General features: G+C 53.3%; 11 protein-coding genes. 10 read left to right on the top strand and 1 reads right to left on the bottom strand.

The window, feature by feature from the left end; all coding sequences use genetic code 11:
- Nucleotides 1–137: 137 nt before the first annotated feature.
- The 10 genes from VMF88_03250 (at nucleotide 138) to pepF (ending at nucleotide 12,765) form a co-directional block, all read left to right on the top strand.
- Nucleotides 138–575: a VOC family protein gene (locus tag VMF88_03250; GenBank protein HTY10068.1), complete on the top strand. Its 438-nt coding sequence runs from the start codon at nucleotides 138–140 to the stop codon at nucleotides 573–575.
- Nucleotides 575–2,455: an excinuclease ABC subunit UvrC gene (gene uvrC / locus VMF88_03245; GenBank protein HTY10067.1), complete on the top strand. Its 1,881-nt coding sequence runs from the start codon at nucleotides 575–577 to the stop codon at nucleotides 2,453–2,455. Before VMF88_03250 ends, uvrC begins: the two co-directional genes overlap by 1 nt.
- A 35-nt stretch (nucleotides 2,456–2,490) precedes the next feature.
- A complete protein-coding gene (locus VMF88_03240; protein HTY10066.1) occupies nucleotides 2,491–4,485 on the top strand; it encodes a PAS domain S-box protein in 1,995 nt (664 codons plus the stop codon).
- A 22-nt stretch (nucleotides 4,486–4,507) separates the two neighbouring features.
- Complete coding sequence (locus VMF88_03235) at nucleotides 4,508–5,167, top strand: response regulator transcription factor (GenBank protein ID HTY10065.1); 660 nt, start codon at nucleotides 4,508–4,510, stop codon at nucleotides 5,165–5,167.
- A gap of 200 nt (nucleotides 5,168–5,367) precedes the next feature.
- A complete protein-coding gene (locus tag VMF88_03230) occupies nucleotides 5,368–6,705 on the top strand; it encodes a type II secretion system F family protein (protein HTY10064.1) in 1,338 nt (445 codons plus the stop codon).
- Nucleotides 6,706–6,767: 62 nt separating this feature from the next.
- On the top strand, nucleotides 6,768–8,558 hold the full coding sequence (locus tag VMF88_03225; protein HTY10063.1) for a GspE/PulE family protein: 1,791 nt from the start codon (nucleotides 6,768–6,770) through the stop codon (nucleotides 8,556–8,558).
- A 277-nt stretch (nucleotides 8,559–8,835) separates the two neighbouring features.
- A complete protein-coding gene (locus VMF88_03220) occupies nucleotides 8,836–9,444 on the top strand; it encodes a hypothetical protein (protein HTY10062.1) in 609 nt (202 codons plus the stop codon).
- A gap of 8 nt (nucleotides 9,445–9,452) precedes the next feature.
- Nucleotides 9,453–10,076, top strand: coding sequence for a hypothetical protein (locus VMF88_03215; protein HTY10061.1), 624 nt, complete (start codon nucleotides 9,453–9,455; stop codon nucleotides 10,074–10,076).
- A 163-nt stretch (nucleotides 10,077–10,239) separates the two neighbouring features.
- Nucleotides 10,240–10,653 (top strand): hypothetical protein, encoded by a 414-nt coding sequence (locus VMF88_03210; GenBank protein HTY10060.1) that lies wholly within the window; start codon nucleotides 10,240–10,242, stop codon nucleotides 10,651–10,653.
- Between the two features lie 225 nt (nucleotides 10,654–10,878).
- Nucleotides 10,879–12,765: an oligoendopeptidase F gene (gene pepF / locus VMF88_03205; protein ID HTY10059.1), complete on the top strand. Its 1,887-nt coding sequence runs from the start codon at nucleotides 10,879–10,881 to the stop codon at nucleotides 12,763–12,765.
- An 88-nt stretch (nucleotides 12,766–12,853) separates the two neighbouring features.
- On the opposite strand, the gene galB is transcribed toward pepF, so the two are convergent.
- Entirely contained in the window at nucleotides 12,854–15,307 is a 2,454-nt protein-coding gene (gene galB / locus VMF88_03200) for a beta-galactosidase GalB (GenBank protein ID HTY10058.1), read from the bottom strand.
- Nucleotides 15,308–15,461 lie beyond the last annotated feature (154 nt).

Genomic DNA, 15,461 nt, shown 5'->3' with positions numbered 1-15,461 from the left:
TCTTTTTAACCTCGGGTCGGGAACATCTGGAGAAGGCTTCGATCGAACAGCGCAGACGGCGGTTGTTTCATAGTCTGCGCTTTGTTATTTTTCCTGCAGTACCGTCGTCGCCGTCATTTCCCAAAATATGAACCGCTATGATCAAACGAATTGCTCATGTCGCAATAGCCGTGAAAGATCTGGGGCTGTCAAAAGAGCTTTTTTCAAGACTGCTGCAGAACGATCTTCCCCGCACGGAAAGAGTTGAACAGCAGCATGCGACGGTGTCATTTTATCCGATCGGAGAAAGTTCGGTCGAACTGGTCGAGGCCCGTAGTTCATCGGGAGCCGGTTCCGCGATCACTGACTTTATCGAAAAGCGGGGTGAGGGAGTCCATCATATTTGTCTCGAGGTTGACGATATCCAACAGGAGATGGATCGGCTGCAGAAGCTCGGATTTCAGTTTACGAGCACGGCCCCGTTTGCCGGGGGTGCCGGCTGCAGGGTCGCGTTCATGCACCCGAAATCGACCAACGGTGTGCTCATCGAACTGAGTGAACCGGAAAACTCCAAAAAGGAACGAGTTGACCGATAATGTCAGGCGAAGAAAAAATAGTTTCGTTCACGCGGGATGAGATCTCGCTCGACGAGAAATTGAACAATCTCCCGACGTCGCCGGGGGTCTATCAGTTTAAGGACGGCGAGGGGACGGTCCTGTACGTCGGCAAGGCCAAAATACTTCGCAACAGGGTCCGCCAGTATTTTCACAAATCGCGAGCGCTCGACCCGCGCATCGCCCTCATGGTCGAAAAGGTCTCTGACGTTGAAATTATCACGACCGATTCTGAGGTTGAGGCGCTTATCCTCGAGGCCAACCTCATTAAGTCGAAAAAGCCCCGCTACAACGTCAGCCTCAAAGACGACAAGAGTTATCCGTACATTGTCATTACCAACGAGCCGTATCCCCGCGTTTTTGTAACGCGGCGGGTGTCCCGCGACGGGTCGCACTATTTCGGGCCGTACACCGACGTTCACACGATGCGGTCCGCGCTCAAGACCGTGCGCGATATTTTTATGATCAGAAGCTGCAACTACCATATCGACCAGGACTTCATCGCGAAGAAGAAGACCCGCGTCTGTCTCGATTACCATATTAAAAAATGCGAAGGACCCTGCGAAGGGCTGGTGTCGGAAGAACGCTATAATCAGATGATCGACCAGGTTGCTCGGGTGCTGCTCGGCAAAAGCAACAGTGTCATTGAATCGCTCGGCGCGCAGATGAGGTCGGCGGCGGCGGAGTTGAAGTTCGAGGACGCGGCAATACTCCGGAACCGGTTGCGGGAACTGGAGGTCTATTCCTCGACTCAGAAGATCGTCGACATCGAACTGCATGACCGGGATATCATTGCGGTCGCCGCCGAAGGAGATGACGCATGCGGGGTGGTATTCAAGATCCGCGAAGGAAAAATTCTTGGCCGGCAGCACTACTACATTAATAGGGTGGAAGGGAAAAACGAGGCGGAAATCATCGAGGCGCTGGTCCAGCGGTATTACCTCGAGTCAAACGACATTCCCTCGGAAGTTGTTCTCTCCTCTCCGATCGAATCTGCCGGCGCGGCAAAGGAATGGCTGAGCGGCCAGCGAAGGAAACCGGTGGAGGTGACTTCGCCGGCCGAAGGAGAGCTTGCAAAGCTCGTCTCCATGTGCCGCAAGAATGCGCAGTATCTCCTGGACGAGCTGAAACTCCAAAAAATGAAGCGCGATGATTTCATTCCTTACGCCGTTCAATCGTTGCAAAAGGACCTTCGCTTGAAGAATCCCCCGCGGCGCATCGAATGCTTCGACATCTCTCATCTTCAGGGGACTGAGACGGTCGCGTCGATGGTCGTGTTCGAAGACGGCAAGCCGAAGAAAAGTGAATACCGCAAGTTCAAAATCCGGACCGCGGCCGAGACCAATATGGTCGACGATTTTGCCAGCATGAAGGAGGTCGTCCGCCGCCGGTATTCGCGCGTGCTGGAAGAGCAGCAAGCGCTTCCGGATTTGATCATGGTGGACGGAGGCAAGGGGCAGCTCTCGAGCGCATGTGAAGTGCTGGACGAACTGCAGCTTCAGGAACAGCCGATCATCAGTCTCGCAAAGCGCTTGGAAGAAGTGTTTGTGCCCGAACAAAGCGACCCGGTACCGATCCCGAAATCATCGTCCGCCCTCCGACTGCTGCAGCAAGTTCGCGATGAAGCGCACAGATTTGCGATCACGTTCCACCGGTCGTTGCGGGACAAGCGGACCCTTCAGACCGAGCTCGACCTGATCGAAGGGATCGGCAAGAAGCGGGCAAAAGAACTGCTGGAGGCGTTCGGTTCGGTGCAGGGAGTCAAATTCGCAACGGAGGCCCAGTTGTCGGAAATTGTCGGAGACAAAGTCGCGGCGAAAATACGGGAATATTTTGAGGAGCCCGCTAAGGCAGAAGGGTGATCAGCGGTCCTATTTGATTTCATCGCGGGAAGTTCATGATACCACATTTCAGCTTTCTTCTCCCCGTGTGTTTGCTCCTCGTAGGATTCTCGATCCTGCTCTGGAGTTCGCTTCTCCGTCAGCGTCGTCAGGACATGGAGTTGCGCCAGAGCGAAGCGCGGTATCACAGCTTTTTTGAGAACTCCCCCCTTTCATTATGGGAAGAGGATTTTTCGGAAGTCAAAGCCTACGTTGAGCGGCTTCGAAAATCGGGGGTTCAGGATTTTAAGCGGTACTTTTTGAATCACCCCGGCGAGGTCACGGCCTGTGCCGGCATGGTCAAGATCCTCGACGTCAACAAAGCGACGATGAAGATGTACAACGTCGATGGCAAAAAGGACTTCTTTGCCGGGTTGAGCGCTGTGTTGGGCGAGGAAGTTCATGAAGCGTTCGTCGACGAGATGGTGGCGATCGCTTCCAACAAGTCCACGTTTGAAGCGGAAGATTTCAACCGGACGCTGACAGGCGAACGGAAAGACATTCTGTTGCAATGGTCCGTCGTGCCGGGACATGAGCTGGACTATTCGAAAGTCCTTGTGTCGATCATCGACATCACCGAACGAAAGCAAGCCGACCAGGCGCTGAGAGAAAGCGAAAAACGATACCGTGATCTTGTCGAGAACATCAGCGAGGTCTATTTTCTCTGCGACCAGAACGGCAGCATTACCTACAGCAGTCCCAATTTCTTCTCGGAAACCGGCTACCTGCCCGAAGAAATCCTCGGCAGAACCTTCTTAAATCTCATCGTACCGCAGGACCGGCCGCGCGTGCTGAGATTTTACCGGGAGAGGACGGCCGACGGCACCGTCGATACGACGTGCGAATTCAGGGGGAAACGAAAAGACGGAAGCTCCGCATGGGTGGAACAGTCGACGAGGATTATTCGCGGTCCCGCGGGCAACGTCGTCGAGTACCGGAATGTTGTACGGGACATCAGCGAGCGTGTTCACGTCCGCGATGAACTCGCATCGAGAGAGAAGCGGTTCCGCGCGCTCATCGAAGAGAGTTCGGATGTGATCGCTCTTGTCGACAGCGAAGGAGCTTTTTCATACGTGAGCTCGTCGATCACGAGAGTGCTGGGATATGCGCCGGATGAACTCATCGGGCGGAGCGCCCTTATGCTGATTCATCCCGGCGACCTCGAGGCCACAGAACGGCTTCTTGGCGAAGTTCTTCGGGAGCCCTCAAAGATCATGTCGGCGGAAATCCGCTACAAAGAGAAGAACGGTTCATGGCGGTGGATCGAGGGAGTGGGGAAGAACATGCTCGACGACCCGGCGATCGGCGCGATCGTTGTCAATTTCCGCGATATTACGGACCGCAAAATTGCGGATGAAATGCTTCGCGAGCTCCCCATCCGCATCATTAACGCCCAGGAGTCGGAACGCCGCCGTGTTGCGCGCGAGCTCCACGACAGCGTGAATCAGATCCTCTCTTCGGTCAAATTCAGGATCGAAGGAGTTGAAGAACGGACGCCGCGCAAAAATAAGGCGCTGCTGAACGTCGTCGCAAGCGCCAAAAGTTCTCTCGAGAAGGCGATGCAGGAAGTCCGTCGCATATCTCAGAATCTGCGACCGAGCGAGCTGGACGACCTCGGCGTGATCCCCGCCGTGCGGAGCATGTGCGAGGAGTTTGAAGAGGTGACGAAGGTGGACGTGGACCTGAAGTTCCTCCGTTTTCCCAAAAAGCTCTCGCCTGAAATTGAGGTGACAATGTACCGCATCATCCAGGAAGCCCTTAGCAACGTGGCCAAGCATTCTGAGGCTACACACCTCGCCGTACGGTGCGAAAAGAAACGTTCGCGTTTGCAGCTGACCATTAAGGACGACGGAAAAGGAGCTGATGAGCGCGACCTCGTTGTTCATCCGTCGAAGAAATCAGGGATGGGGTTATTGAATATGAAAGAGCGCGCCGCATACGTCGGGGGAACAGTGCTTGTTCACTCTTCTCAAAGAGGGGGGATTGAAATTGAAGTCCAACTCCCTCTTTAAATCGGACAAAGGAACTCGAACAATGAAAAAATCAAAAATCACGCTGCTTCTTGTGGACGACCATCCCCTTGTCCGCGAGGGGTTGCGCTCGTACCTTGCTCAGGAAAAGGCGTTCGAGATCGTCGGTGAAGCGGTCGACGGTGCGGAAGCTCTCCGGATCGCGAAAGATCTCCTTCCCCAGATCATTCTGCTCGACATAAATATGCCCGGCATGAACGGCTTAGAGACCGCCCGCCTTCTGAAGAAGACGGTCCCCAAGAGTAAAATTCTCATCCTCACAATGCACGACACGAAGGAATATGTGAGCAGAATGATCTCCACCGGCGTGCAGGGCTACGTCCTCAAGGACTCGTCGCCGTCGGAACTCATCGCTGCAATCGAGACGGTCCAGCGGGGGGAGACGTACTTCAGCCCGAAAGTCTCTCAAACGGTGTTGAACGATTTGGTAAAGAGCACGCGGACGAAGGGGAAGAAAGGGGGAGCCGAACTCTCGCGGCGCGAATCGGAGGTTCTGACGTTGATCGCGGAAGGTTTCGGAAACAAAGAAATTGCCGCGAAACTTTTTGTCAGTGTGCGCACGGTCGAGACCCACAGGGAGCGGATTATTCGGAAACTCGACATCCATACCGTTGCCGGCCTGACGCGGTATGCGTTGACGAAAGGGATTGTCAAACTCGGATAATATCCGTACATTACCCGACAGAAAATATCCGTAGTTTCACTGATAACCCAGATTTGATTGTTTTCGTATTTTAAGACGAACTTTATCAGGTCCGATTCCCAAACGTGGAAGCGCTTTTCGCAACGCGCGTGTCGATGATCATCCGGCGCGGTGATGCCGTGCCGGGGTAAACACTCACAACATTCTTGAGCGAATAGGTCTTGGCTGAAACGTCATCATATCAGATTGTCGCACGGGATGCCGCGGGCAAACCGGTTCAGGGTTTTGTCACAGCGAGTTCTCCTTCCGACGCAAAACGGCGGGCGAAACTTCACCCTCGTTTTCGCGACACGATAGTCGTCTCTGCACGGCGGAAAAAGAATTTTGCGTATCGAGTGCGGCACGGGTCGAAAACGATCGACGGTTTTCAAAGCGCATATACACGACAGGAAGTTGTCGCAGCGCTGGAGCGGATAGGGTTCGACGTCCGCTGGGTACGCCGGCATTACGATTTTCGCTTCAAAGCGGCCTCGAATGAGATCGTATCGTTCGTCGGGACGAGCGCGCGCCTGCTGGAACAGAAGCTGCCGTATACCGAGGTCCTCCAGGTGATGGTGAACAGCGTCAAGGACAAGAATATGAAGGTCGCGCTGCGCGATATTATTCTTGACCTGAAGAACGGACTCGATTCCCGCGAAGCGTTTTTGAAGCAGGGGAAGGTGTTTGGAGAGCATACCGCGCTGATGCTCGGCATTGCATCGAAAAGCGGGGACATGACGACGATCTTTAAGAGCGTTGCGGCGCTGGTGGAACGTCAGGCGGAGTTCAAGAAGGGGCTGACCAGCGCCCTGATCCTTCCGGCGGTGACGTCCTTGACACTTGTCGGGGCGATCGCATTCTACGTTCTTTTTCTTCTCCCAAAAATGATGAAATTGATGGGACCGCTCATCGACGAGGTACCGCCGTTGACGCAGTTCACGCTGAGTTTCAGTGATGGGGTGCAGAACCACCTCGCACTTATCATCGTGCTTTTTGTCCTGATCATCGGCGGATTCTATTCTTACATCATCACGCCGAAAGGCCGCTTGATGATGCATAAGTATATCGTGAAAGTTCCGTACGTCGGAAACATTCTTCGCAACACGAGCACGGAGATCTTCTGCCGTGTTCTCGGGATCATGTATACGTCGGCCGGCGAAAACATCGAAGCGATCCAGCTGGCCGGAGAGTCGAGCGGGAACCGCTGGCTTTCTCTTCAGATAAAAACAGTGGCGATTCCGACGATGTTGAAATACGGAACCGAATTGGCAAAAGCGCTCGAATCGGTGAATTTTTTCCCCGAGATGTTCGTTTCGAGGTTCAAGACCGCGACCGAAACAGGCGCCGTGAAAGACACGGCGAACCAGCTCGCCGATTTTTACCAGATGGAAAATCATTACGCCATGAAGAACCTTGTGAACTTCATCGAAGTGATGATTTCGGTGATCATCATGGGGGCGATGATCTTTCTGACGCTGCTCTCCTCGGAGACGGCGTCGATGAACATTAGAACGATGTAAGCCGTCCAGCGATTTGGGCGGTGAGGTTATTTCCCACAGCAACGGCATGAGCTGACTGCACAATGCAGACACGCAGCGCAAAAAAAGAGCTTGGCGACATCCTGATCGACAAGGGCATCATCCAACCCGATGTCCTTGAGCGGGCGGTGGCCGTCCTGAATAAGGAGGAGAACAAGGGACGCCGCAAGCTTCCGCAGATTCTCGTCGAACAATTCAAGATGGACAGGGATCTTGTCTATCGCGAGGTTGCCGATTACTATGCCTTCCGTACGCTCGATATTTCGATGGAGACGATCGACGACGGCGTGCTCGGGTTCATCCGCAAGGAGTTAAGCTCGCTTCCGGATTCGATCAGAGAGATGGTACAGGAGAATAACGTCCTCCCGTACTCGATCGACCCTGAACGCCCCGGAAGGCTTCTCGTGATCACGCCCGATCCCACGAAGCCCGAAGTCTACAAGATCGCAAGAACGTTCCACTACCAAAAATTCGAGATTTGTTACGTTCCCTTCAGCCAGTGGGACAGCTTGTGGAAGCGGGTGAGCATCGACAAGGCGATGTATAAAGACAAGGAAACGATGCTGCGGGGAGAATCGTTCGTCGATGAAGGGGAAGAGGATTCTGCGAATTATGAGCAGGCGCTTGAAGAGGAGATCAGCAAGAGCGGACTCGTCGACCTCGTCGAAAGTATTTTTGTCGACGCTGTCCGCGTTGGCGCAAGCGACATCCACGTGATCCCCCGCGGGGATAAGGTGACCGAATTCCATTTCCGTGTCGACGGCAAGCTGTCGCGGTGGTACACCAACAGCGAGACGCGCGCCGAGGCGGTCGCTGCCGTCGTCAAAGACCGCGCGAAGAATCTCGACCGGTTCGAACGGAACACTGCGCAGGACGGTTTTGCACAGCTGATGATCGACAAGAGAACCGTCCGTTTCCGCGTCTCGGTCATTCCGTTGATCGGGAAAGAGCTGAAGAACAAATTTGAATCGATCGTCATCCGCGTGCTCATGGAACCGGTGATCGGGGGGAGTATCGAGGACCTTGGGTTTGATCCGTACAGCGAGAGCATGATGCGTAAAGCCATTGCCAAGCCGTTCGGCATCATCATCGTTACCGGCCCGACCGGAAGCGGGAAGAGCACGACGCTGGTTGCGGCGCTCCGGACGGTGATGGATTCTTCCCTCAATATCATCACGGTCGAAGACCCGGTTGAGTACTTTATTGAAGGGGCGCGCCAGGTGAAACTGAATTCCAAGCTTGATTTTGAGGGAGCCCTCCGCGCCATACTTCGTCATGACCCCGACATCGTCATGGTCGGCGAAATTCGCGACAAACTGACGGCTGAAATCGCGGTGAAGCTTGCAAATACCGGTCACCTTACCCTGTCGACGCTTCATACGAACGATGCGCCGAGCGCTGTCTCGCGGTTGTACAAAATGGGCATTGAACCGTTCCTTATTGCCTACAGCATCAACATTATAGTTGCGCAGCGGCTTGTCAGGAAATTATGCGAACGCTGCAAGAGCCCCGTCAGTGACCCCGATGTGCCGCTGCTCAAAAAGCTGGGTCTGTCGGATGAAGAGATCACCTCCACGAAATTTTATCAGCCGATCGGGTGCAGCGAATGCATCAAGGGGTATAAGGGGCGCACGGCGATCCACGAAGCCCTCTATTTTACCAAAGAGATCCGCCAGATGATCCTCGATGCCGGCTCGTCCGTGAATGAGGAAGCTGTCAGGCAGGCCGCCCTCAAGAACGGGATGCGGACGTTGCGCATGAATGCCACCGATCTTCTGAAGAGAGGCATCACTACTATCGAGGAAGTTGCCGGTGTCACTGCGGACGATGATTAAAAGTCTTTCGTGTTTTTGACGGCAAGGCTGTGCCCAGCTGCAACAATCCCCAGCGATGGATCTTTGTGTTCAAGCGCTTCCTGTGCCGGGGGCGCCTTGTGGCGGAGAAGAGGGGAGATCAAATCACCACGTATCAAACTCTGGATGAAATGGTTTCACGGACGCCGAGACAGTCCCAGCTTTCTGTGACAAATCTCACTGCATATTTTGACGGCTGCGCTATATTATTACATTACGAGATAGTGTTTTCCGGCTCTTCTTTTGAAAAGGCTATGGTATGAGCCTGGGGCAGACCATGATATCGGCGGCGTTCTTCGTACTGCTGACCTTTGCAGTGCTGAGTGCCAATACAATGATCCTCGAGAATACGAAATACTATCTTCAGGAAGAAGCGGTTGAGCAGGCATCGAATTTCGCCAACGCCCTGATCGGTGAAATCCTGACAAAGAAGTTCGATTCAAAGGTAACAACTGACGCCTCCGGGAATATTACAGGGCCGTATAATAGCTCCAACTTGCCGTGGCCGACGCGTCCCACCCTTTTCGATGCGCCGGCAAATATGGGTACCTCGGCAGCAACTGAAGACAACGTGATGCCGGGGGGAAATCCTGACGTAGCTCCGTACCGGTCGGTGAGGGGAGACAGCCCCAGCTGGTTTGACGACGTGGATGATTATAAAGGATATGTCAGAACCGCCAATTCTGCCGACATTTCGGGCTACCAATTGACGGTAAGTGTTTATTATGTAAATAAAGTGACGGTGAATGGCACTGTTTCTATTGTCACGTCAGGTTCTCAAACGTATTACAAGAAGATCGACGTTAGTGTCACCCATCCGATCTATCTGACAAAGCCCCTTATTTTTAGCGCGATTGCGACTTACTGATGAGCGTCATGCTGGATATAATCGGTTCGATGGTGATCCGCGGCGCCATCGTTCTTATGACCCTCTACCTGAGTGTCAGCTTGCAAAGTGCCTACACCTACAAGAATACGCTTTATACTGTCAAACAAAAGACCGTTATTCCTGCCGAGGTGCTGACGGACGATATTCGGCTTGCGGGATACGGTCCGACCACTTCAAAGGTGTTTACGACAGCAGCGTCTCAAGAGATGCAATTTTCAGCGGACATCAACAACGACAGTGTTGCTGAGAATGTGCATTATTATTTAGGACCGACGTATACCGGTTCGTCCCATCGTAGCCTTTATAGAGTCGTCAGCTCTATTAATGGCGGCGCGCCGTATGAGTTGGCACGGGATGTCGATTCGCTCTGCTTTACGTATTACGACGTTTACGGGAACAGTCTGAGCGGAACGAATGTTTCAGGGATCAAGTCGATCAAAGTGAGCCTGGTGATGGAGTCGAACGCGCAGGTAGCGGATGAGATTACGACTGCTCCGTCTGGGTCCGGGTTATATTCAAAACAGGTCTCCACTGATACGGTGACAGCCAATTTCGGGACCAAATACGTAAGGGCATTCTGGGAGCGCACTGTTTTTCCGCAAAACCTCTGATATCCCAGGAAGCGGGTATCCTCTGGATACCGTATTTGTCAATATACGTATCTTCCCGTATTGTAATTCCCGGCCGGGATATTATTTTGAATGTAGTTGTACAGCCGCTGTTAGGTTCACAAGAAGCTTATTCACGTCGGAAAGCCACTTTAGCGAGGAACGTATGGGAACATCAAAGGTGATCATTGGTCTCGGCGCTTATGTCATGATTGGCGCCTTTGCGCTGTTGTTCACATCGACAGACCAGAACCTCTATAATGTCGCCCAATCTCAGTCATTTCATGACCAGGCGCGGCAGATTTCAAACGCTGGCGTGAAATTTGCGATCGGCGATGTGGGAGGCAACTCTGCGGCCAACTTTCCTTCGAGCACGGTAAGCGTCAGCGGCGGTACCACTTCCTACGTCGGGGACCGGCCGGCTGGACTAAGCGCGACCCAGATGCGAATCACCTCAACGGGGACCTACAACGGATTCCAGGTGACAATGGTGGCGATTCTGCAATATAACGGAGTAAAGTGGACCCTGCAGCGCGTCTACCAGCAGCCCGATGCCTCCGAATATTCAAGGTTGAGTTGAAAGTTTGGAATTAGAGATTTTTCAAAAAAATGCGATGAATCGCGGTGATGCATCGCATTTTTTATGTACACGCTGAACGCAAGAGCCTCATTTCTCGTTCGTTAGGTCGAGACATGACAGCTCTTCGTTACATTTCTCATTGAGAATGAAACCTGCGGTCAATGCTGCCGTAAAAGGTTTTTATACCCCCGGATATTTTTTCAATAATTCAAGAAAGGCGTTCCTATGCATCCTTTGACCATTGTGGCTGTTTCTCTTTTCGGTTTTTTGGCGGCGGAATCCCAGGCAGCCGTTGCTCAGGAACGGGACAGGGCTAAAATTCCGGACCGGGATAAATGGAATCTCACCGATATTTATCCTTCCGATGACGCATGGAGAGCGGCCAAGGAGAAGCTTGTAAAAGAAATCCCGGGGATAAAAAAATTTCAGGGGACACTCGGTTCGTCCGCAGAGAGCCTGCTCGGGTGTTTGGAGTTCGGAAGCACGCTGACGAAAGAATATTCGCGGCTTGCTTCCTATGCCTCGATGAGCTCGGACCAGGATACCCGGGATTCCAAATACTTGGCGATGAAACAGGAAATGAGCCAGGTTGGTTCGACCATCGGAGCGGCTGCCGCGTTCATCGAGCCTGAGATCCTCAAGATCAGCCGGGCGACCGTTGAGGGATTCATGAAGAAGGAAAAGAAGCTTGGTGTCTATCGTCACTATCTCGACGATATTCTGCGGCGTCAGGCGCACACGGGAAGCGAGGGGGAAGAAAAGATCATCGCCGATGCCGGACTGATGGCCGACGGTCCCGAAAGCATTTTCAATGTTTTTTCGAACGCCGATTTTCCGTATCCGGAATTGGTATTGAGCAACGGCACCACGGTGAAGCTCGACCAGGCCGGGTTCAGCCTTTACAGAACCTCGGCGAACCGTGACGACCGTAAAAAAGTCTTCGCCTCCTTTTTCGGGGCGATGAAAAAATTCCAGACGACGTACGGGGCCGAGCTCGCCGCGAACGTGAACAAGGACATGTTCTACATGAAAGCGCGCGGGTATAGCTCATCCCTGGAAAGCGCGCTGGATGCCAATAATATTCCCGTGCAGGTTTATCACAGCCTGGTCGACAACGTCAACGCCAACCTCGCGACATTCCATCGCTACCTGAAACTGCGCAAGAGAATTCTCGGTGTCGATACCCTTCACTACTACGATCTGTATGCCCCGCTGCTCAAGGGGGTCGAGCTGAAGTATTCACTCGATGAGTCGAAACAGAACGTCCTTGCTTCACTCGCTCCACTCGGCGATGAATATCTTTCGGTGACGAAGAAGGCATTTTCGGAACGATGGATCGACGTGTATCCGACTGACGGGAAGCGGAGCGGGGCATACTCCAACGGCTCGGCATACGACGTCCACCCGTTCATGCTTCTCAACTATAACGGCAAGTACGACGACATGAGCACGCTTGCCCATGAGCTCGGCCATACGATGCAGAGCTACTTTTCGAACAAGACACAACCCTATCCCACGGCCGACTATCCGATCTTCGTGGCAGAAGTGGCGTCGACCTTCAATGAAGCATTGCTCATCGATCATATGTTGAAGACAATTCAGAACGACACGGTGAAGCTGTCGCTGCTTGGGAAGTACCTGGAGGGGATCAAGGGGACGGTCTTCCGGCAGACGCAGTTCGCAGAATTCGAGCTTCGCATTCACGACCTTGCAGAACACGGCACGGCGCTGACGGGCGACAAGCTCAACGAAGTTTATATGGAGATCACAAAAAAATATTACGGGCACGACAAAGGCATCTGCATCGTGGACGACGAAGTTCAGTCCGAGTGGAGCTATATCCCGCACTTTTACTATAACTTCTACGTCTATCAATACGCCACGGCATTCACGGCGTCATGCGCGCTTTCGGAGCAAGTGCTGGCGGGAGATAAAGCGGAGACCAAACGCTATCTTGATTTTCTTTCCGCCGGCGGGTCCGCTTACCCGATAGAGCTGCTGAAAAATGCGGGGGTGGACATGACCACTTCGGTTCCATTCCAGCTGACAATGAAGAAGATGAATCGCGTGATGGACGAAATGGAAGAAATACTTGCCCGTATGGGAAAATAGTCGGATGATAGAAGGCGTACGATAAAGCCCCGCAGTCGGGGCTTTATCGTTAGTGGGGAAGGACCCAAATGTCCTAGACTGCCATCTTCTATTTCGAGTCAATAGCGATCGACGATTCCGTAAGGCCGTCGGATGTTGCTCTTACAGTAATGGTCCCCGCTTTATCTGTCGACTGAAGTACCGCAAGGCAGAGGCCGTTGTACGCTTTTCTCTCGTGAGCCTTGAAGGATTCGTGGCTTGTCTCGAGTCCGTTGTCAACGCCGGCAATTCTCCCTTCCCCCGAGACTGTAAAATGAACAAGGTTGTCCGCGTTTGGGACGAGCACCCCTGCCTGGTCGACAATCTTCACCGTGATGAATGAAAGGTCTTTGCCGTCCGCGGCGATCATCCGGTGATCGGCCTCCAAAACGACCATTGCAGGCGCACCCGCGGTCCTGATCTCCTGCGTGAGCATCTCTTTTCCGCCGGTGCGGCTTACGGCTTTCAACGTCCCGGGCACGAAGGGTACTCTCCATACCAGATGGAGTTCGTCGCCGGCTTTCCGTTTCGCGCCGAGCGACTTCCCGTTCAGGAATAATTCGACCTCATCGCAGTTGCTGTATGCCCACACGTCGACTGTATCCCCCTTTTTCCAATTCCAATGCGGAAAAATATGGAGCATCGGTTTGTTCGTCCATTCGCTCTGATACATATAATAGACGTCTTTCGGAAAACCAGCGAGGTCGATGATGCCGAAATATGAGCTGCGCGACGGCCACCCGTACGGCGTCGGCTCTCCGATATAGTCGAATCCCGTCCAGATAAACTGGCCGGAGAGGAAATCGTACTTTTTGATGACCTTCCACGTCTCTTCCTGGGTCGAGCCCCAGGGAGCGCTGCAGTTGTCGTACGCGGAACAGGTGTTGTCGACGTTTCCGCCGTTGAAAGGAACATCCCACCTGGTCGGCCATCGTCTGATGCTGTCGGACGGCATGTCATAATGGCCGCGCGTTGCCAACGCGGAGACTGTTTCGGTGGCAATGAATTTCTTTCCCGGAAAATTTTTCGGAAAGTCGGGGTACTTGTCGATATTGTAGTTGTTGCCGACCAGATCGAGCGCCCCCGAGCGGTAAAGCGGGTTGGAAGGAACAGGGTTGTTGAGCGCCGAAGTGATAGGCCGGGTCGTGTCGAGCGATCGTACGATCCCTCCGAGTTCGCGCGCGATCGCTATCCCGCTGCTGTCCTGCCTGTCCCATTGCTCCACAATTTCATTTCCGATGCTCCAGATGAAGACGCTCGGATGGTTGCGGTCGCGGAGGATCATATCGGTGAGGTCCTGCTTATGCCACGTATCCCAATCCAGCGAATAATCGAACTCCGTCTTCTTTTCCTTCCACATGTCGAATGCTTCATCCATGACGATGAATCCCATCCTGTCGCAGAGATCGAGGAGCTCAGGCGCCGGGGGATTGTGGGACGTCCTGATGGCGTTGCATCCCATCCCTTTCAAGATCTCAAGCTGGCGTTCGAGCGCTCGTTTGTTGACCGCCGATCCGAGACATCCCAGGTCATGATGGTCGCAGACGCCGTTGATCTTCATCGATTTTCCGTTAAGCGAGAACCCTTTGTCAACGTCGAAGTTGAAGGTCCGGATGCCGAACGGCGTTTCATATTCGTCGCAGATTTTTCCGTTGCATTCGATCGTTGTGACTGCAGTATACATCCGCGGACTGTCGAGCGTCCATACGACGGGATTGGCAACGGTGAGTTCCTCGGAAACTTCAGAAACAGACATCTTTCTGCTCGTCGTCTTCGATTCCGCTTCGCCGGCCTTCTTTCCATCCCCGTCAATGATGACAGTCCTGACCGTCAACGCCTGATCTTGCTCCGAGCTGTTCCGAGTGCGAATCTTGATCGAAACTTTTGCCGATCGGGGCGTCACCTCCGGCGTCGTCACGTATGTCCCCCAATGGTCCACATGCACCGGATCGACGGTCACGAGCCTCACATTCCTGTAAATTCCGGAACCGGAATACCAGCGCGAATTCGGCTGCTGCGAATTATCCACTTTCACCGCAACGACGTTGTGTTCGCCGCCGAATTTTAAGAACGGAGTCATCTCATACTGAAACGTGATGTATCCGTACGGCCGTTTGCCGAGGTAATGCCCGTTGATCCAAACCTCGCTGTTCCGATAAACGCCGTCGAACTCAATGAAAACCAACTTGTCTTTGTCTGCCGCCGGCACTGAAAAAGACTTACGGTACCACCCGATACCCCCCGGGAGCGCCCCTCCTCCCACGGTAGCAGGATTGTCTTTATTGAACTCCCCCTCAATGCTCCAGTCGTGCGGCACATCAAGCGCACGCCATTGCGCATCGTCGAAGAGGATAGCTTGGCCGTTGACAACATCGCCAAGATGAAATTTCCAGTTTTTAGAGAAGTCGTCGGCCCTTCGCGTGTCCGACGCACACGCGGTGCCGGAGATTACGAATGAGGCAAGACCGGTGAAGAGAACGGCCGCAATAAGGCATGAGGCGATCTTGATTAGAATTGTCTTCATAGTAGGGTATCCTTATGGGAAGTGTGTGCTGTTTCCCCCTCGCGATGATGAAAAATCACTGCAAATATAGTATATTGAATTGAATCAAGAAACAAGAAAGAGGAACCTGTTGAAATTTTTGACGGCGTATTTTCCTTTTGTGAGCGGACCTGCA

This window comes from Bacteroidota bacterium (assembly GCA_035506275.1).
Taxonomy (GTDB): Bacteria; Bacteroidota; Ignavibacteria; order UBA10030; family UBA8401; genus JAGVPT01.
The sequence above is the reverse complement of the archived record's forward strand: the minus strand, read 5'-3'. Positions and strand labels throughout refer to the sequence as shown.

Excerpts from the sequence above, each read along its gene's own strand:
- VMF88_03215 (HTY10061.1), top strand. The coding sequence starts at position 9,453 with ATGCTGGATATAATCGGTTCGATGGTGATCCGCGGCGCCATCGTTCTT.
- VMF88_03240 (HTY10066.1), top strand. The coding sequence starts at position 2,491 with ATGATACCACATTTCAGCTTTCTTCTCCCCGTGTGTTTGCTCCTCGTA.
- VMF88_03210 (HTY10060.1), top strand. The coding sequence starts at position 10,240 with ATGGGAACATCAAAGGTGATCATTGGTCTCGGCGCTTATGTCATGATT.
- uvrC (HTY10067.1), top strand. The coding sequence starts at position 575 with ATGTCAGGCGAAGAAAAAATAGTTTCGTTCACGCGGGATGAGATCTCG.
- VMF88_03225 (HTY10063.1), top strand. The coding sequence starts at position 6,768 with ATGCAGACACGCAGCGCAAAAAAAGAGCTTGGCGACATCCTGATCGAC.
- pepF (HTY10059.1), top strand. The coding sequence starts at position 10,879 with ATGCATCCTTTGACCATTGTGGCTGTTTCTCTTTTCGGTTTTTTGGCG.
- galB (HTY10058.1), bottom strand. The coding sequence starts at position 15,307 with ATGAAGACAATTCTAATCAAGATCGCCTCATGCCTTATTGCGGCCGTT.
- VMF88_03220 (HTY10062.1), top strand. The coding sequence starts at position 8,836 with ATGAGCCTGGGGCAGACCATGATATCGGCGGCGTTCTTCGTACTGCTG.
- VMF88_03235 (HTY10065.1), top strand. The coding sequence starts at position 4,508 with ATGAAAAAATCAAAAATCACGCTGCTTCTTGTGGACGACCATCCCCTT.
- VMF88_03250 (HTY10068.1), top strand. The coding sequence starts at position 138 with ATGATCAAACGAATTGCTCATGTCGCAATAGCCGTGAAAGATCTGGGG.